Raw genomic sequence first — 18,076 nt, 5'->3', positions numbered from 1 at the left:
TTCTGCGTTCGGTCGGTTCCGCTTGATGAGCGGATCGGCCCTTCGCGAGTCGGTTTTCGGGTAACCACTCGCATGGCGAGGGGCGGGCGGCTTCGCCGCCCCTCGCCTCCTCTTTCTCTCGGCGCGCTCCCTCGGGGCGCCTTTCTCGGGCTGCTGTCTCGGGCCGCCGGCCTCACCCGCGGCGCGGGATCTCGCTCCAGAGGTCCACTTGGTCCTCACCGTCGTCGGACGGGGTCCGCCCCACGACGGTGACGGCGATCTCCTCGTGCGCGGCCGCGCGCACGTAGACGCGTTCCGAGTCGGCATCGGCCAGCACCTCCGCCAGGCGTGCACGGATCACCGCGCGCTCGGCGGGCGACAGCCCGTCCAGCCCGCCCTCGTCCAGCACCGAGACGATGGTCCCGCGCTCCCGGGCGGCGGACAGGGCGGCGCGGACGGCCTCGTCCAGCAGCGCCGACCCGCGAAGCTCGTCGCGCAGCGCCTCCTCCGCGATACGGGCCGCTCGTCGCTCGCCCTCCGTCAGGCGCCCCCGGGTCTCGATCGTCCGGGTGAGCACGGGCCCCGCCAGCGCGAGCGCGCGCTGCACCTGCGTACGCCGCTCGCGCCGCGTCCCCTCCTGAGCCGCCAGCCATTCGGACGCCGCGCGCTGCAACGCGGTCAGTTCCGCCGTGTCGGATGCCGCGCGGTCGACGAGCCAGGTCAGCAGCTGCGCCACCCCCACCCACAGCACGGCGCCCACGACGCCGAGCGCCAGCGCGTCGACCGGCCCGATCCACAGGGCCGCCTCCGCGGCCAGCAGGAGCACGCCGACCCACGCGACCCACGGACGTCGGCGCACCATGACGATGGCCAGCAGCGCCCCGACCGCCCCCACGCTCCAGGTGCCGATGTCGGTGCGTCGCGCCTCCGTCCCCACGGCGACCCAGCTCGCGTTCGGCACGAGCACCGCCGTCGCCAGCGCCAGCACCGCGGCCCATGCCGGCAGCACCGAGCGGTGTCCGAGGTCGCCGGTGATCGGGTCTCGTCGCGACGGCTTGGATCCGGAGTTCCAGAAGACGCACACCCAGGTGGTCGCGAGGTAGAGCGCCACGGCGACCAGCTGCACCGCGACGTGCGGCGGCGGGCTCGACCACAGCACGGCGCCCGCGGCGAGGTAGGAGGTGAAGGCGATCGCGAGCACCGAGAGCGTGGCGCGCACCCGCAGGTTCATCGCGGGTACTCCCAGTCGAGGGTGACGACGGTTCCGGCGGCGGTGGTCCGCACGCGGGCCCGGCCGCCGACGGCGGCCATCCGCGCGACGATCGATCCGCGGATGCCGAGGCGGTCGTCGGGGATGGCGGCCGGATCGAAGCCCGGTCCGCGATCGACGATCTGCACTCGCACACGAGCGGCATCCGCGCGCAGCGACACCTGCAGCCCGCGCCCGTGGGCGTGGTCGATCGCGTTGCTCACCGCCTGCGTCGCCGCGAGCACGAGCGCCCGGGCCACCCGCCCCGGCAGCACCGGGGCGTCGGCGGCGACCTCCCCCGCGACCGGGGCGGCCCCGTCGAGCTCGGCGACCACGGCGCGGAGGGTCGCGGCGACCGCGGCGGCCGCGACGGGCTCGTCGGGACCCTCGCCGGAGTCCTGGTCGGTGTTGGCGAGACGGGTCAGCGCCTCGCGCGCCATCGCGGCGGCCAGCGCCTCCTCGCGCGGTGTGCCGGCGCGCTCGGCGGCGATGAGGGCGGCCAGCACGCTGTCGTGCATGAGGGCGGCGACGGCCACCCGTTCCGTCTCGGCCGCGTTGGCCGCGGCGGCCTCGGCGTAGGAGGCGACCGCGTCGCTGCGGGCGCCGTCGATCCCCACGGCCACGCTGCGCAGCAGCCAGCCGAGCGTGATCACGACGGCGGCCAGGATGGCCGCGAAGACGGCGTCGCGCACGACGTCGACGGTCTGGGCGGCGTCGGCGCCCAGCTGCGTCACGCGCGCGATCGCATAGAGCAGCGGCACGAGGGCCGCCCACACGATCTGCACCGGCAGCCGGAAGGCGAGGACGGCGGCGGAGGTCGCGACGTTCAAGAGGTACCAGATCCACGGCGCACCCGCCGCCTCCTCGGCACGGCCCTGCGTCACCAGCGGCCAGCACAGCAGCGCGACCGGGAACACGACCGCGAAGACGCCCGCCGCGGTGCGCACCCCCACTCCGGCGACGCACGCCGCGATCATCACCCCGATCGGGATGAAGACGGCCAGCAGCAGCGGCAGATGGGCGGCCGGATTCTCCTGACGGGAGGCGAGGGCGTTCAGGAACGACTGCGCCCCCAGCACGGCGCACCCCAGCGCCACCACGACACGGATGATCCGCTCGACCCGCGCCTGCGTGAAACGCTCGGCGCCGGCCGCGATGTCGCCGAGCGGGCGACGCACCGCCGGATCGACGGCGATCGGCGGCACACCGGCCGGTGACGACCCGTCAGTCGCCACCGGCGCCCGCTCCGGCGTGGCCGGGCATGAGGCCGTCTTCCATCGCTCGGCGCAGGAGATCGACCTTCGTGGGTGCGGGACGGCCGACCTCGACGTACTTCACGCGCACCCGCGTGATGTTCTCCTTGGCCGTGGAGTAGGCGATGCCGAGACGGTCGGCGACCGCCTTCAGCGGAAGGCCGGCGGCGTACAGGCGCAGGACGTCGCGCTCGCGCTTTGAGAGCTGGGCGTCGGCGAACGCGCGGTCGCCGTCCACCGCGCTCGCCCACTCCACGTTGTCGAGCGCCTCTCCGCGCGCCACCGTGCGGATCGCCGCGATGACGTCGTCGATGCGGGACGCCTTGCTGATGACGCCGGCCGCACCGGCGGCGAGCGCCTCGCGCACGGCCCCGGGACGGTCGGCGACGCTGTGGATCAGCACGGGCGACCCGTCGGCGACGAGGCTGGAGACGTTCTCCGTCACGGTCGTCCCGTCACCCAGGGTCAGATCCAGCACGACGATGTCGGCGGGGGCCGCTCCGGATCGCTGCCGCCATTCCAGGTAGGCGCGCACACTGCTGCCGGAGAACACGACGTCCTTGGTCACGGCGCGTGCACACGCGGCCTCGAGCCCGAGCCGCACGGACTCGTGGTCGTCGATGAGAGCCACACGCGTCATGGGGTCAGCCTAACCATGACGCGTGGCGCCGACATCCGCCGAACGGGTGAGTTCCGCGGCGCCGTCGGCTCACTCGGCGCGTTGCAGGACCGCCACCGCTTCGACGTGATGCGAGTGCGGGAACAGGTCGCGCGCCTCGATGCGACGCGGCTCGTAGCCGTGCTCGCGGAAGCTGCCGAGGTCGCGCGCGAGGGCGACCGGATCGCAGGCGACGTACACGACGGATGCCGGGGCCAGCGCCGCGATGCCGTCGACGACCGCGCGGCCCGCTCCCGCCCGCGGCGGGTCGAGGAGGATGACGCCGCGGCTCAGCCGCGCGCGCTCGGCGGCGCCGGCGTCGGCGTTGAGCCGGGCGAGGAAGCGGTCGGTCCGCGCCGTCTCGGCGCGCGCACCGACCCAGTCGGCGAGGTTCTCGCCGGCGTGCTCGGTCGCGCGCGGATCGGATTCCACCGAGGTCACCCGGGTGGCGGCGCCGCCGAGCTCGCCGAGGGTGGCGGCGAAGAGCCCGACGCCGCCGTAGAGGTCCAGATGCTGGGCGGTGTCGTCGATGCCGCCCAGCTCTCGCAGCGCCTCGGCCACGACGGCGGTCAGGGTGTGCGCCGCGAGGCGGTGCACCTGCCAGAAGCCGCCCGCGTCGACGCGGAAGCGCCGTCCGGCCGCCTCCTCCCAGACCACCTCGGCGGCGGCATCCGCCCGGCCGCGGCCCGCGGAGGCAGGCGCTCCGGCGCGGTTTCGGCCGCGACCCCTCCCGCGTCCGGCGCGTTCCGCTTCGGGCCGCGGCACGATCCGCACCCGCCCGTCGGCGGGCTGGACGAGGTCCACCCGACCGGGCCGCGCGGTCAGCTCCCGCGCGGCACGGGCGATCTCCGCCGTCGCCAGCGGCAGGTCGTCGACCGGCACGACGCGGTGGCTGCGCGCCGCGTAGGGTCCGACGCGTCCGTCCGCGTCGACGTGCAGGCTGACCCGGGTGCGCCAGCCGGTCGCATCCTCCGACTCCGCGGCGAGCACCTCGCCGTCCGCACCGTGCAGCGCCGCCGCGCCCGAGACGACCACCTCGGGACCGGTCAGCCCGCCGAAGCGCTCGAGGGCGTCGCGGAGCACCTGCTGCTTCAACGCGCGCTGGCGCTCGAGGGTGATGTGGCCGAAGTCGGCACCGCCGGGGCGCAGGTCGGGGTCGACGTCCAGGTCGGCCGCCGCCCAGACGTGGGCGCGCCGATCCGGCGAGGCGTCGAGCACCTCGACCGTGGCCGCGCGCCAGAACGACGACTTCGCGGTGTCGGTGAGACGGGCGCGCACCCGTTCGCCCGGGATGGCGTCGGCCACGAACACGACGCGTCCCTCGTGGCGGGCGACGAACACACCGCCGTGCGCCACGTCGGTGATGTCGAGGTCGATGAGGTCGCCGGAGTCCATCCTCCGATGCTGTCACGTCGGCCGAGCGCGCGCCGACCGCCGGTGACGGTCGTCGGATTCTTGTCCGTCCTCCGGCGATCGGCCGCGCGTCCGGCTCGCGCGCAGCGGAAACTCCGACGTTCGTCACGCGCGGGACCGGGCGGGTGCCGGCGGGTGCCGGCGGGGGCGGGTGCCGTGGTGGGGACCGTACCCTTGACGGCATGCGCGTCTGCCTGGCCTCCACTTCGCCCGCCCGCCTGATGCTCATGCGGCAGGCGGGGATCGAACCGATCCTGCGCGCCCCGCAGGTGGACGAGGAGGCCGTCATCGCCGCGGTCGAGGCGAGCGAGCACCGGGTGTTGCCGCCGGACGAGCACGTGCTGCTGCTGGCCCGGCGCAAGGCGGCCGACGTCGCGGCCGCGCTCGTGCGCGACGATCCCGACTTCGACGGACTCGTCGTCGGGGGCGATTCGATGTTCGAGATCGACGGACAGGTGCTCGGCAAGCCGCTGCGGCCGGAGGTCGCGGTCGCGCGGTGGGAGCAGATGAGAGGACGCACCGGCATCCTGCACTCGGGGCACAGCGTCATCCGGGTGGCCCCGGGGATGCCGCCGCGCGAGGAGCACGCCGTCGCCGCGGCGTCGGTGGGTTTCGTCGCCGACGTCTCCGACGCCGAGATCGCCGCCTACGTCGCGACCGGCGAGCCGTTGCAGGTGGCGGGGGCGTTCACCGTCGACAGCCTCGGCGGTCCGTTCATCGACCGGGTCGAGGGCGACCCCTCCACGGTCGTCGGGATGTCGCTGTCGACCGTCCGCCGGCTCTGCGCGCGGCTCGGGGTCGTCTGGACCGATCTGTGGGCACCGCCCGAGCAGGCGCCGGAGGCGGCGGCGTCTTCGTAGGCTCTCGCACACGATTTCCCGACGATCTTGTGCGGGTGATCCAAATGCGGGGGGTCGGACGTGGGTAGGCTGACATCCATGCCACGCTCACTGGACCTGGCGGCCGCGCGCCCGCAGATCACCAAAGTGCTCATTGCGAACCGCGGCGAGATCGCCGTCCGGGTGATCCGGGCCGCCCGCGACTCCGGCCGCGGCTCGGTCGCGGTGTACGCCGATCAGGACCGCGACGCGATGCACGCGAAACTCGCGGACGAGGCCTACGCCCTCGAGGGCGCCACGAGCGCGGACACCTACCTCTCGATCGAGAAGATCCTCTCCGTCGCCCGCCGCTCCGGCGCCGACGCGGTGCACCCCGGCTACGGCTTCCTCGCGGAGAACGCGGAGTTCGCCCGCGCCGTGATCGCCGCGGGCCTCGTCTGGATCGGCCCGTCGCCCGAGGCCATCGAGGCGCTCGGCGACAAGGTCACCGCCCGCCACGTCGCCGAGAAGGTCGGCGCCCCGCTGGCGCCGGGCACGCCCGGGCCCGTGGCCGGCGCCGACGAGGTCATCGCGTTCGCCGAGCAGGTCGGCCTGCCGATCGCGATCAAGGCCGCCTACGGCGGCGGCGGACGCGGGCTGAAGGTCGCCCGCGAGCTGGACGAGGTCGCCGAGCTGTTCGAGTCGGCCACGCGCGAGGCGGTCGCCGCCTTCGGCCGCGGCGAGTGCTTCGTGGAGAAGTACCTCGACAAGCCCCGTCACGTCGAGACCCAGTGCCTCGCGGATGCCGAGGGCAACGTCGTCGTGGTCTCGACGCGCGACTGCTCGCTGCAGCGCCGTCACCAGAAGCTCGTGGAGGAGGCGCCGGCGCCGTTCCTCACCGAGGAGCAGAACCGCACGCTCTACGACTCCTCCAAGGCGATCCTGCGCGAAGTCGGCTACGTGGGCGCGGGAACGTGCGAGTTCCTCATCGGCGCCGACGGCACGATCTCGTTCCTCGAGGTCAACACCCGGCTGCAGGTGGAGCACCCCGTGTCTGAGGAGGTCACCGGCATCGATCTCGTGCGCGAGCAGTTCCGCCTCGCCGAGGGCGGCGTGCTCGACTACGACGACCCCCAGCCGACCGGCCACTCGATCGAGTTCCGCATCAACGGCGAAGACCCGGGGCGCGGCTTCCTCCCCCAGCCCGGCCGCATCCACCAGTTCAAGACCTTCGGCGGCCCCGGCATCCGTCTGGACTCCGGCGTCACCGCCGGCGACAGCGTCTCGGGCGCGTTCGACTCGCTGCTCGGCAAGCTCATCGTCACCGGCCGCGACCGCGCGGAGGCGCTCGAGCGTTCGCGCCGCGCGCTCGACGAGTTCGAGGTCGCCGGCATGCCCACCGTGCTGCCCTTCCACCGCAAGGTGGTGCGCGACCCCGCCTTCACCGCGGAGGACGGCCGCTTCGGTGTGTTCACGCGCTGGATCGAGACCGAGTTCGTCAACGACATCGCCCCGTGGGACGGCGAGGCGGAGTCCCCGGCGGAGGCCGAGCCGCGCCACACCGTCGTCGTCGAGGTGTCGGGCAAGCGTCTCGAGGTGAGCCTTCCCGACCGCATCGCGGTCGCTCCCGCGAAGATCGGTCGCCCGGTCGCCGTGCCGCCGTCGCGCCGCTCGCACGCCCCGTCGGTGTCCTCCGGCGCGTCGGGCGACGCCGTCAAGGCGCCGATGCAGGCCACGATCGTCAAGGTCGCGGTCGAGGACGGGCAGCCCGTCGTCAAGGGCGACCTCGTCGTTGTCCTCGAGGCCATGAAGATGGAGCAGCCGATCCAGGCACACAAGGACGGCGTCGTCGGCGCCATCAACGCCGACCCGGGAACCACCGTGTCCGCCGGCCACCAGCTGCTCACGATCTCCTGACATGACCGCTCGGCGCCGCCGTCTCGCCCTGGTCGCGGCCGCGGCATCCGCCGTCGTGCTCGTCGGCTGCAGCGCGGGCCCCTCCGACGCGGACCGCGCGGCATGGTCGGCCTGGTCGGAGTCGGTCATCGGCTCGGCGCCGGACACGGCCGTCGGCGGCATGCTCGCGGCGGTCGAGGGCGGGCCCGCGGCGACGCTGGACTTCGCCGAGCCGAGCCCGTTCCGCGCGGTCGAGCTGCGCTGCATCGGCGCCGACCGCGCACAGTTCGCCCTCGTCTACACGGCGGGCGGACAGACCCTCAGCACCACCCAGGACATCGTCTGCCAGCAGGGCGCCCTGCGCACACCCATCGCGATCCCCACCGCCGTGCAGAACCTGACGGCCGTCAGCGTGTCGGCGACCTCTCCCGAGGGCACCGGCATGTGGACCGCCCAGGTGCAGCACTAGCCGTCGCGTTCACCCCGCGGCGGGCGGCGCAGGCGGATGCCGGCCCCCGGCCGGTCAGCCGAAGAAGTCGTCGTCGCGGTTGACGAGGTGCATCGCGCGCGTGGCGTCGGTGATCGAGCCGCTCAACGAGGGGAACACCGCGAACACGCGCGAGACCTGATCGACAGTCAGGCGCCGCTCGACGGCGATCGCGATGGGGTAGATCAGCTCCGACGCCCGCGGGGCGACGATCACGCCGCCGATCACGGTGCCGCTGCCCTCGCGCGCGATGATCTTGACGAAGCCGTCCTTGATCCCCATCATCTTCGCGCGCGCGTTGGCGGTCAGCGGGAGCTTGTAGACGTAGCCGTTGATCGCGCCGGTCTCCAGGTCCTTCTCCTGCCGTCCGACGGTCGCGATCTCCGGCGCCGTGAAGATGTTCGCGGTGATCCGGCGGCGCTCCAGCGGGATGACGGTGTCGCCCAGGGCGTGGAAGATCGCGGTGCGCCCCTGCATCGAGGCGACGGAGGCGAGCGGGACGAAGGTCGTGCAGTCGCCGGCGGCGTAGATGTTGGGAACCGACGTGCGCGCGACCCGGTTGACGCGGATGTGACCCGAGTCGGTCAGCTGCACGCCGGCATCCTCGAGGCCGATGCCGGCGGTGTTCGGGATCGATCCGACGGCGAGCAGGCAGTGGCTGCCTTCGACGGTGCGCCCGTCCGAGAGGGTCACGACCACGCCGTCGCCGGCGCGCTGCACACTGTCGGCGCGCGACTTCGAGAGCACCGTCATCCCGCCGCGGGTGAACACCTTCTCCAGGACGGCGGCGGCGTCGGCATCCTCGCCGGGCAGCACCTGATCGCGACTGGAGATGAGCGTGACCTTGGCGCCGAGGTTCATGTAGGCCGACGCGAACTCCGCGCCGGTGACGCCCGAGCCGACGACGATGAGGTGCTCGGGAAGCGCCTTCATGTCGTAGAGCTGGGTCCACGTGAGGATGCGCTGGCCGTCGGGCTTGGCCGTCGGCAGCTCGCGCGGCGAGGCGCCCACGGCGACGACGAGCGTGTCCGCCTCGACGCGGTCGAAGTCGGTGCCGCCAGGGCCGGTGGCGACCACGAGGGCATGATGGCCGTCGAGGCGTCCGTGGCCGGAGATGATCCGCACGCCCGCATCGACGAGCTGGGCCCGCATGTCGTCGGACTGCTGTCGGGCCAGCGACAGCAGGCGCTTGTTGACGGCGGCGAGATTGATCGCGACCTCGGGCTTGAGCGCGACGCCGCTCTCCCCCTTCGCGAAGAACTGGACCCCGAGGTCGGACGCCTCGGAGATCGCGACCGCGGCATCGGCCGTGGCGATGAGGCTCTTGGAGGGGACCACGTCGGTGATCACGGCGGCACCGCCGACACCCGCGCGCTCGACGAGGGTGACGTCCGCGCCGAGCTGCGCGGCGGCGAGCGCCGCCTCGTAGCCGCCGGGGCCGCCGCCGAGGACGGCGACAGACTGGGTGTTCACGAAGCTCGACGACATTGCTCCATTCTCTCAGGCGCCGGCATCCGAGATGTCGCCCGCCGGCGACGGGGCCGGCTGCGGCGGAGCGAGTGGCCCGGGGCGGTCCGTGTTCCTAGAGTGGGAGGATGTCCGACATGAACAGCAATCCGCTCGACGATCCCGCCGCCGACCCCTTCGAGATCGCGGCGCGCGCCGCGGGCGACATCGCCCGCCTCACGGGCGTCGAGCACCACGACATCGCCCTCACGCTCGGCAGCGGCTGGGGCAAGGCCGCCGACCTCGTGGGCGAGACGACCGCGACCGTTCCGGCCACCGAGATCACGGGGTTCAGCGCACCGGCGCTGGCCGGACACGTCGGATCGATCCGCAGCATCCTCACGCCGACCGGCACGCGCGTGCTCGTCATCGGGGCCCGCACCCACTACTACGAGGGCCACGGCGTGCGTCGCGTCGTGCACAGCGTCCGCACCGCGGCGGCGACCGGCGCGAAGACGATGGTGCTCACCAACGGCGCCGGCGGCATCAAGCAGACATGGACGCCGGGAACCCCCGTGCTCATCAGCGACCACATCAACCTCACGGCGGACTCGCCCCTGGAGGGCGCGACCTTCATCGACCTCACCGACCTGTACTCCTCGCGCCTGCGCGAGATCGCCCGCAGCGTCGACCCGACCCTCGACGAGGGCGTCTACTGCCAGTTCCGCGGACCGCACTACGAGACCCCGGCCGAGGTGCAGATGGCGAAGGCGATCGACGGCCACATCGTCGGCATGTCGACGGCCCTGGAGGCCATCGCCGCCCGGCAGGCGGGCATGGAGGTGCTCGGCTTCTCGCTCATCACGAACCTGGCCGCCGGCATCCAGAAGACCCCGCTCAGCCACGCCGAGGTCATCGAGGCCGGCCAGGCCGCCGAGCCGGTGATCTCCGCCCTGCTCGCCCGCGTGATCGGTCGGCTGTGAACGGGGCGGATGCCGCGGGCACCGCGGTCCTCGACGCGGCCCGCGCCTGGCTCGCCCAGGATCCCGACCCCGAGACCCGCGCCGAGCTGACCGCGCTGCTGGACGCCGCCGCGTCGGGGGATGCCGCGGCATCCGCCGATCTGGCCGACCGCTTCGGCGCGCGCCTGCAGTTCGGCACGGCGGGGCTGCGCGGGCGTCTGGGCGCCGGCAGCAACCGCATGAACCGCGTGCTCGTCTCGCAGGCCGCGGCCGGCTTCGCCGCGTACCTGCGGGAGAAGGCCGGCCCCGACGCGGCACCGCTCGTCGTGATCGGCTACGACGGCCGCCGCAACTCCGACGTGTTCGCGCGCGACTCCGCCGAGCTGTTCGCGGGAGCGGGGCTGCGCGCGGTGCTGCTGCCGCGGATGCTCCCCACGCCCGTGCTGGCGTTCGCCGTGCGTCACCTCGGCGCCGCCGCCGGCGTGATGGTGACGGCCTCGCACAACCCGCCGGACGACAACGGCTACAAGGTCTACCTGGGCGGCGCGGACCAGGGGTCGCAGATCGTCTCCCCCGCCGACGCCGAGATCGCGGCGCACATCGACCGCGTCGCCGCCGGCGCGGCGGTGCCCGACCTGCTGCGCGGAACGTACGAGGTCGCCGAGGAGAGCGTCGTCGAGGCGTACGTCGCCGCGACCGCGGCGGTCGCACCCGCGACGGCCGGCGCGGCCGGGATGACCTGGGTCTACACGGCGATGCACGGCGTCGGCTCCGAGACGCTGCACGCCATCCTCGAGCTCGCGGGATACCCGCGGCCGACGGTCGTCGAGGCGCAGATCGCTCCGGACGGCCGCTTCCCCACCGTCGCGTTCCCCAACCCGGAGGAGCCGGGTGCGATGGACCTCGCGTTCGAGACGGCACGGGCGGCGGATGCCGAGTTCGTCATCGCCAACGACCCCGACGCCGACCGTCTCGCGGTCGCCCTCCCCGACCCGTCCGCGGACGGCGGGTGGCGGGCGCTCACCGGCAACGAGATCGGGCTGCTGCTCGGCTGGCGCGCGGCCGCCCGGGCGGCCGAACGCGGGGAGACGGGGTCGCTCGCGTGCTCGCTCGTCTCCTCTCCCGGACTGCAGGCGGTCGCCGAGCACTACGGACTGGACTTCCACGCGACCCTCACCGGTTTCAAGTGGATCTCCCGCGCTCCCGGCATCCTCTTCGGGTTCGAGGAAGCCCTGGGCTACCTCGTCAACCCGGAGACGGTGCGCGACAAGGACGGCATCTCGGCGGCGATCGCGATCCTCGGCATGATCGCCGAGGCGCGCGAGCGGGGCGAGGGGCTGGGCGATCTGCTGCGGCGCTTCCAGGACACGTTCGGCTTCTTCGCCTCGGGCCAGGTCTCCCTGCGCGTCGACGACCTGTCGGTCATCGGGCGCATCATGTCCGCTCTGCGCGCCGCCCCGCCGACACGGCTCGGGGAGGTCGCGGTCGAGCGGATCGACGATCTGCTGACGGGCGTTGACGGGTTCCCACCCGGTGACGTGCTCCGCCTCTGGCTCGACGACGGCTCGCGACTGATCGTGCGCCCGAGCGGCACCGAGCCCAAGCTGAAGGCGTACCTCGACGTGCGCGGCACGTCGGCCGCCGACGCCCAGGCCCGCCTCGCCGCCCTCGACGCCGCCACCCGCGCCCTCATCGCCGCCCGCTCCTGACTCCCGCGAGCCGCCATTCCCCGTGCGAGCCGCCACGCCCCGGGCGGGCCGCGCCATGGCGGCTCGGCCGGGTCGTGGCGGCTCGGCGGAGGGGGGGAGGGAGAAGAAGAAGAGGGGGGAGCTAGCCGTCTACGACGGCGACGAGCTCGTCCAGGAAGGGGGTGAAGGTGGTGCCGCGGCGGACGATGCGCTGCACGCTGTCGCGTTCGCTGAACACCTCGACGAGCTGCTCGAACACGGTCTGGAACGCCTCGCGGTCGCTCTCTGAGAAGGCGACCATCGCGATCACCTGCACGCGCCCCTCGCCCCACGCCATCGACGGGTCGGCGATCGCGACGGCGATCGCCGTGCGGGTCGCGGTCATCCCGATCGCGTGCGGCACGGCCAGCGCGTCGGTGAACGCGGTCGATGACAGACGCTCCCGCTCGAGGGTGCGCGTGACGTAGTCGTCGTCGATCACGCCCTGCGCGACCAGCCGGGCGCCGAGGTCGCGGATGACGCTCTCCTCGTCGGCATCCGCATCGACCCGCCCCACGAAGGCGTCGGCCGAGAAGTAGCGCCCGAGCTCGTCGCGAAGCCGGGCGAGACGCCGTCCCCGCCGCACGCGCCCCGCCGCGGCCTGCACCCGCTCGATGTCCGACTCGGTGAGGAACGGCTGGATGCGCACGATGCCGTCGCCCGCGAAGGGCGGGTCGATCGTGGTCAGGATGAGGTCGGTGTGGATCGCGTTCCAGTCGGGATCGGCCCGCGTGTCGACGCCGACGACGTCGACCGATTGGCCGAGGGAACGGTCGACGCTCGAGCGCAGCAGCTCGTGCAGCTCGTAGTACCCGGGGCACACGATCGTCGCCGTCAGCACCGTCCCGGCGTGCCGGCTGCGCTCCAGTTGCCCTCCGACGTGCATCGCGATGTAGGCGATCTCGTCGTCGAGAAGGGGGATGCCGAGGAGACCCCGCAAGCCGTCGGCGATGAAGACCGCGACCTCGAAGATCATCGGATAGGTCGCCTTGAGCGATCGCGTGAGGGGGTTGCGCGACCATGCCTGCTCCTGGGCGCGCAGTCGCAGGTTCTGCACGTGCAGCGCGAGACGCAGCACGAAGTCCTCGTGCTCGATGTCGACGAGGAACTCCGCCGCCGCACGGTGCACCACGTCGCGGACGGCGCTCTCGACGTCGGGCTGCAGCCCGGCGCGGGTGACGGATGCTGCTTCACCCGGACCCGGCGCCACGACACGGCCGAGGACGAGCGCGGCGAGGTGGCGGCGGTCGCCCGCGCCGAGCCGCAGTCCGAGGTGGTGGCCGCACAGCGCGTCGAGCAGGTCGCCCACCTGCTCCTGTGCCGGTGTGGCCGCGTCGACCGCGGCGGTCTCGAGGGCACGGTCGTGGGCCACGCGGTCGGCGGTGATCGCGACGTGCATCATGACGTCGCCGATGCCGAACTCGTTGACGAAGAAGCCGAGGTCGCGCAGCCCCGCCACGAGGTCGGCCTTGAAGGGACCGAACACCGCTTCGCCGATGGACCCCGCGCCCAGGCTGCGCCGGAGCGCGTCGAGGTCGAACGCGCCGTCGTCGGTCTCGTCGTGGGCGAGCCGGCTGAGCAGACGGCGCTGGGCCATCTCCGTGCCGCGCAGGCGCGCGCGCGAGCCGGTGCGTTCGAGGGTCAGCTCGGTGTCGCCCAGCAGGGCGCGGACGCGGGCGAGATCGCCCTCCAGGGTCGCCGGACTCACGTGGAACCCGTCGGCCGTCTCGTACACGTCGATGCCCTCACGACCCGACAGCAGGCTCCGCACCAGCCGATGGACGCGCTCGCGCGGCGTCGCGGTGTCGACGGCGGCACGCAGCGCGAGCGGCGCCTCGGCGCCCGCACGGTAGCCGAGCGGGCCCGACTCCACGACCCCTCCGCCGGGGACGCGGGCGTTCAGGGCCGTGACGTAGCTGCGGATGCTGCGCGGCGTGACGCCCACGATGTCGGCCAGCTCGCCGGCGGTCAGCCAGTCGCCCTCCCGCGCGAGGAGCGCGATGACACGGTCCTGTCGCGCTCTGCTCACGTGTTCCAGTCAACCATGCCCACCGTCGGGTGTTTCCGCCCCCGCGGAAACAGGTGTGGTTGTCGCCTCCCAGGCCTTTCACAAGAATGGCGGAGAAGGAGGCGGATCGATGAGGATCCTCGTTGTGTGCGGCGCGGGAGCGTCGAGCACGTTCGTGGCGCAGCGTGTCCGACACGCGGCGCAGGCGGCCGGGCGCGAGCTCAGCGCCGTCGCCGGCACCGAGCAGTCGCTCCCGATCGACATCGCTGCCGCAGACGTCGTGCTCGTGGGCCCCCACCTGCAGGACAGCCTGGACCGCATCCGTCGCGAAGCGGAGACGCGTCGCGCGCGGGTCGTCCTCCTTCCCCCCGACATCTACAGCGACCTCCACGGCACGCGCACCCTCGCGCTCGTCGACGAGGTGCTGGCGACCGGCCGAGAACAGACCGCCCCGACGGAGAGGAACCCCGCATGAGCACCGTGACCCGCACGATCCGCATCGGATCGTCCAATGGATTGCACGCCCGCCCGGCCAAGCTCTTCGCCCAGGCCGTCAAGGACTCGGGCCTGTCCGTGACCATCTCGAAGGGTTCGGGCGCGCCGGTCAACGCCGCCAGCATCCTCGGCGTCATCTCGCTGGGCGCCGAGAAGGGCGACTACGTCACCCTGGCCGCGGAGGGCGACAGCGCGAACGCCGTGCTCGACACCCTGGCCGAGCTGCTCACGACCGACCACGACGAGAACTGAACCGAAAGAGAGATCTGAAGATGAGCGAACTGCGTGGAGTGGGTATCGGACTGGGCGTCGCACAGGGCCCCGTGGCCCGCATGGCGGACCCGCTGCCGGCCCCCGCGGACGTCCCCAGCACCCTCACCCCCGACGAGGAGCTCGCCCGCGTGCGCGAGGCGGTCGCGGCGGTGGCCCGCGAGCTGGAGGACCGCGGTTCGAAGGCCGGCGGCCTCGCCCGCGACGTCCTGGAGGCGCAGGCGATGATGGCCGAGGACCCGACGCTCGACGCGGAGGTCTCCACGCGGGTGAACGCCGGCAAGACCGGCGAGTTCGCCGTCCACGAGGCGTTCGCGAGCTTCCGTGACAGCCTGGCCGCGATGGGCGGCTACCTCGGCGAGCGCGCCGCGGACCTCGACGACGTCGCACAGCGGGTCATCGCCCGCCTGCGCGGGCTGCCCGCACCGGGCGTCCCCGACCCCGGCCACCCGTTCGTGCTCGTCGCGAAGGACCTCGCTCCCGCCGACACCGCCCTGCTCGACCTCGACCAGGTGCTCGCCCTCGTCACGACCGACGGCGGCCCCACGTCGCATACCGCGATCCTGGCGCGCGAGAAGTCCATCGTCGCCGTCGTCGGCGCCGCCGCGGCGAAGGACCTGGTCGACGGCCAGACCGTCATCGTGGATGCCGCGAAGGGCGTCGTCACGACCGACCCCACCTCGGACGAGCTCGCCCAGGCCCAGCACCGCGCCGACACCCGCGCGGCCGCCGGCTCGGCACCGCTCACCCCGGGCGCGCTGAAGGACGGCCACGCCGTGCCGCTGCTGGCCAACCTCGGCAAGCCGGGCGGGGCCGCTCAGGCCGTCGAGCTGGGCGCCGAGGGCGTCGGATTGTTCCGCACCGAGTTCCTGTTCCTCTCCGCGACACAGGCCCCCACCGTCGAGGAGCAGACCGCGTCGTACACCGAGCTGCTGCAGGCGTTCCCCGGCAAGAAGGTCGTGGTCCGGGCGCTCGACGCGGGCGCCGACAAGCCGCTCGCGTTCCTCAACGACGCGCACGAGGACAACCCGGCGCTGGGGCTCCGGGGCCTGCGCGCCCTCCGCGCGAGCGAGGACATCCTGCGCGAGCAGCTGACGGCCCTCGCCAACGCGGATGCCGCGAGCGACGCGGACCTGTGGGTCATGGCGCCGATGGTCTCGACGGTCGAGGAGACGGAGTACTTCGTCACCCTCGCGAAGGAGTACGGCATCAAGACCGCGGGTGTCATGGTCGAGGTGCCGTCGTCGGCGATCCAGGCCGCGCGGATCCTGCAGCTCGCGGACTTCGCCTCGATCGGCACGAACGACCTCACCCAGTACACGCTGGCCGCCGACCGCCTGCTCGGCTCGGTCGCGTCGTATCAGGACCCCTGGCACCCCGCCGTCCTCCAGCTGATCAAGATGACCGCCGACGGCGGCAAGGCGAACGGCAAGCCGGTGGGCATCTGCGGCGAGGCCGCCGCCGACCCGCTGCTGGCCGTCGTGCTCGTCGGCCTCGGTGCGACCACGCTCTCCATGGCGCCCACGGCGCTCGCGGACGTGCGCGCGTCGCTCCTGCAGTACACCCGCGAGGATGCCGAGCGCATCGCCGCGGCCGCCCTCGCCGCCGATGACGCGGCATCCGCACGATCGGCGGCACAGGCCGCCGCTGAGAACTCCGCCGGCTGACGGCGGAGCACACCCGAAGGGAACACACGACAATGACAACGGCGTCTACGACCTCGACGGGGGTGAACCGCGCGCGCGTCGGCGTGCAGCGGTTCGGCACCTTCCTGTCGGGCATGATCATGCCCAACATCGCGGCATTCATCGCGTGGGGCTTCATCACGATGCTCTTCATCTCCGCGGGCTGGTTGGGCGGCTGGTTCCCCGTCGCCAACCTGCTCGGCGGTTTCGGCGACGCGGCGACCATCAACTGGCAGGGCGCGATGACCGCCCTCGCCCAGGACAAGGACGGCGCGACGTTCACGACGTTCGTCGGCCTGGTCGGCCCGATGGTCACCTATCTGCTGCCCCTGCTGATCGCCAACACCGGCGGTCGGATGGTCTACGGCGAGCGCGGCGGCGTCGTGGCCACGATCGCGACGATGGGTGTCATCGTCGGCACGAACATCCCCATGTTCCTCGGCGCGATGATCATGGGGCCGCTGGCCGCCTGGATCACCAAGCAGATGGACAAGCTCTGGGACGGCAAGATCCGCCCCGGGTTCGAGATGCTGGTGAACAACTTCTCCGCCGGCATCCTGGGCATGCTCCTCGCGATCTTCGGGTTCTTCGCGTTCGGCCCGGTGATGCTGGGCGTGAGCACGTTCCTCGGCGGCATCGTCGGGTGGCTCGTCGACCTCCACCTGCTGCCCGTGCTGTCGGTGATCGTCGAGCCGGCGAAGGTGCTGTTCCTCAACAACGCGATCAACCACGGCGTCTTCACCCCGCTCGGCATCCAGCAGGCGACCGAGGCGGGCAAGTCGATCCTGTTCCTCATCGAGGCCAACCCCGGCCCCGGTGTGGGTCTGCTGCTCGCCTTCACGTTCTTCGGCGTCGGCGCGGCGAAGGCCTCGGCCCCGGGTGCGATCATCATCCAGTTCTTCGGCGGCATCCACGAGATCTACTTCCCGTACGCGCTGAGCAAGCCGATGACGATCCTCGCCCTCATCGCGGGCGGCGCGACCGGTGTCACCACCAACATGATCTTCAACGGCGGCCTCGCCTTCCCGGCGGCTCCGGGCAGCATCATCGCGGTGACCGCGGCGGCGCTGACCCCCGAGGCCGGCGGCGTCGGCAACCTCCTCGTGGTCTACCTGTCGGTGGTCCTCGCGGCGGCGGTGACCTTCCTCGTGACCGGCGTCATCCTGCGGGCCTCGCGCAAGCGCGACCTCGCGGCCGAAGCGACCTCCAGCGCCTCCTTCGAGGCGGCCATCGCGCAGACCGAGGCGAACAAGGGCAAGAGCTCGGCGACGCTCGCGAACCTGCGTGCGGGTGCCGCGTCGAACGCGGGGCTCGAGGGCGACACGTCGACGCTCGCCGCCGACCGCGCCGCCGACGCCGTCGCGACGGGGACGCTGGCCCCCACCGGTCGGGTGACGAACATCGTGTTCGCCTGCGACGCCGGCATGGGCTCCTCGGCGATGGGCGCGAGCGTGCTGCGCAACAAGATCAAGAAGGCCGGCGTCGACGACGTCTCGGTCACCAACAAGGCGATCGCGAACCTCGACGGCAGCGAGGACCTCGTCATCACCCAGCAGCAGCTGACCGACCGCGCCCGCGGGCGCACACCGGACGCGACGCACGTCTCGGTGGACAACTTCATGAACTCGCCGAAGTACGACGAGGTCGTGGACCTGGTCGTGCGGCAGCACGAGAACGGGGCCTGAACGCGTCAGGCCCCCCGCGACCGCCGCGGGGACGGCAGGCGTGAT

15 protein-coding genes are annotated in these 18,076 nt (G+C 73.0%); 9 read left to right on the top strand and 6 right to left on the bottom strand.

Annotated features, from left to right (window positions below):
• Positions 1-172: 172 nt before the first annotated feature.
• From KY498_RS15325 to KY498_RS15310, 4 genes are all read right to left on the bottom strand, one after another.
• Positions 173-1,210, bottom strand: coding sequence for a hypothetical protein (locus KY498_RS15325; RefSeq protein WP_101306733.1), 1,038 nt, complete (start codon positions 1,208-1,210; stop codon positions 173-175).
• Entirely contained in the window at positions 1,207-2,463 is a 1,257-nt protein-coding gene (locus tag KY498_RS15320) for a sensor histidine kinase (protein ID WP_223849530.1), read from the bottom strand. Before KY498_RS15320 ends, KY498_RS15325 begins: the two co-directional genes overlap by 4 nt.
• A complete protein-coding gene (locus tag KY498_RS15315; protein WP_060960971.1) occupies positions 2,453-3,121 on the bottom strand; it encodes a response regulator transcription factor in 669 nt (222 codons plus the stop codon). The genes KY498_RS15320 and KY498_RS15315 overlap by 11 nt, the downstream gene beginning before the upstream one ends.
• Before the next feature lie 69 nt (positions 3,122-3,190).
• Positions 3,191-4,534 (bottom strand): class I SAM-dependent RNA methyltransferase, encoded by a 1,344-nt coding sequence (locus tag KY498_RS15310; RefSeq protein ID WP_191008949.1) that lies wholly within the window; start codon positions 4,532-4,534, stop codon positions 3,191-3,193.
• Positions 4,535-4,734: 200 nt separating this feature from the next.
• Between KY498_RS15310 and KY498_RS15305 the strand changes: the two genes are divergently transcribed.
• From KY498_RS15305 to KY498_RS15295, 3 genes are all read left to right on the top strand, one after another.
• Entirely contained in the window at positions 4,735-5,412 is a 678-nt protein-coding gene (locus KY498_RS15305) for a nucleoside triphosphate pyrophosphatase (protein WP_191008950.1), read from the top strand.
• 78 nt (positions 5,413-5,490) lie between these two features.
• Positions 5,491-7,287: a biotin carboxylase N-terminal domain-containing protein gene (locus KY498_RS15300; RefSeq protein WP_101306736.1), complete on the top strand. Its 1,797-nt coding sequence runs from the start codon at positions 5,491-5,493 to the stop codon at positions 7,285-7,287.
• Between the two features lies 1 nt (position 7,288).
• Complete coding sequence (locus KY498_RS15295) at positions 7,289-7,735, top strand: hypothetical protein (protein WP_191008951.1); 447 nt, start codon at positions 7,289-7,291, stop codon at positions 7,733-7,735.
• A gap of 54 nt (positions 7,736-7,789) precedes the next feature.
• On the opposite strand, the gene KY498_RS15290 is transcribed toward KY498_RS15295, so the two are convergent.
• On the bottom strand, positions 7,790-9,241 hold the full coding sequence (locus tag KY498_RS15290; RefSeq protein WP_061782051.1) for an NAD(P)H-quinone dehydrogenase: 1,452 nt from the start codon (positions 9,239-9,241) through the stop codon (positions 7,790-7,792).
• Between the two features lie 107 nt (positions 9,242-9,348).
• Here KY498_RS15290 and KY498_RS15285 point away from each other — a divergent pair, with 107 nt between their 5' ends.
• Together KY498_RS15285 and KY498_RS15280 are read left to right on the top strand one after the other, a co-directional pair.
• Complete coding sequence (locus KY498_RS15285; RefSeq protein ID WP_191008952.1) at positions 9,349-10,182, top strand: purine-nucleoside phosphorylase; 834 nt, start codon at positions 9,349-9,351, stop codon at positions 10,180-10,182.
• Positions 10,179-11,870 carry a phospho-sugar mutase gene (locus KY498_RS15280; protein ID WP_191008953.1) on the top strand — a complete coding sequence of 564 codons (1,692 nt, stop codon included), beginning with the start codon at positions 10,179-10,181 and terminating at the stop codon, positions 11,868-11,870. The genes KY498_RS15285 and KY498_RS15280 overlap by 4 nt, the downstream gene beginning before the upstream one ends.
• 121 nt (positions 11,871-11,991) lie before the next feature.
• Here the strand turns inward: KY498_RS15280 and KY498_RS15275 are convergent, their stop codons facing one another.
• A complete protein-coding gene (locus tag KY498_RS15275; protein WP_101306739.1) occupies positions 11,992-13,917 on the bottom strand; it encodes a transcription antiterminator in 1,926 nt (641 codons plus the stop codon).
• A gap of 109 nt (positions 13,918-14,026) precedes the next feature.
• Here KY498_RS15275 and KY498_RS15270 point away from each other — a divergent pair, with 109 nt between their 5' ends.
• Genes KY498_RS15270 through KY498_RS15255 form a run of 4 tightly spaced genes read left to right on the top strand, consistent with a single transcriptional unit; the run spans position 14,027 to position 18,031 of the window.
• Entirely contained in the window at positions 14,027-14,371 is a 345-nt protein-coding gene (locus KY498_RS15270) for a PTS sugar transporter subunit IIB (protein WP_060960978.1), read from the top strand.
• On the top strand, positions 14,368-14,643 hold the full coding sequence (locus tag KY498_RS15265) for an HPr family phosphocarrier protein (RefSeq protein WP_060960979.1): 276 nt from the start codon (positions 14,368-14,370) through the stop codon (positions 14,641-14,643). Before KY498_RS15270 ends, KY498_RS15265 begins: the two co-directional genes overlap by 4 nt.
• Before the next feature lie 20 nt (positions 14,644-14,663).
• Positions 14,664-16,328: a phosphoenolpyruvate--protein phosphotransferase gene (ptsP, locus tag KY498_RS15260; protein ID WP_082808043.1), complete on the top strand. Its 1,665-nt coding sequence runs from the start codon at positions 14,664-14,666 to the stop codon at positions 16,326-16,328.
• Between the two features lie 32 nt (positions 16,329-16,360).
• Positions 16,361-18,031, top strand: coding sequence for a PTS mannitol transporter subunit IICB (locus KY498_RS15255; RefSeq protein ID WP_191008954.1), 1,671 nt, complete (start codon positions 16,361-16,363; stop codon positions 18,029-18,031).
• Positions 18,032-18,076: the final 45 nt, after the last annotated feature.

This window comes from Microbacterium sp. PAMC21962, from assembly GCF_019443465.1.
GTDB classification, from domain to species: Bacteria; Actinomycetota; Actinomycetes; order Actinomycetales; family Microbacteriaceae; genus Microbacterium; species Microbacterium hominis.
The sequence above is the reverse complement of the archived record's forward strand: the minus strand, read 5'-3'. Positions and strand labels throughout refer to the sequence as shown.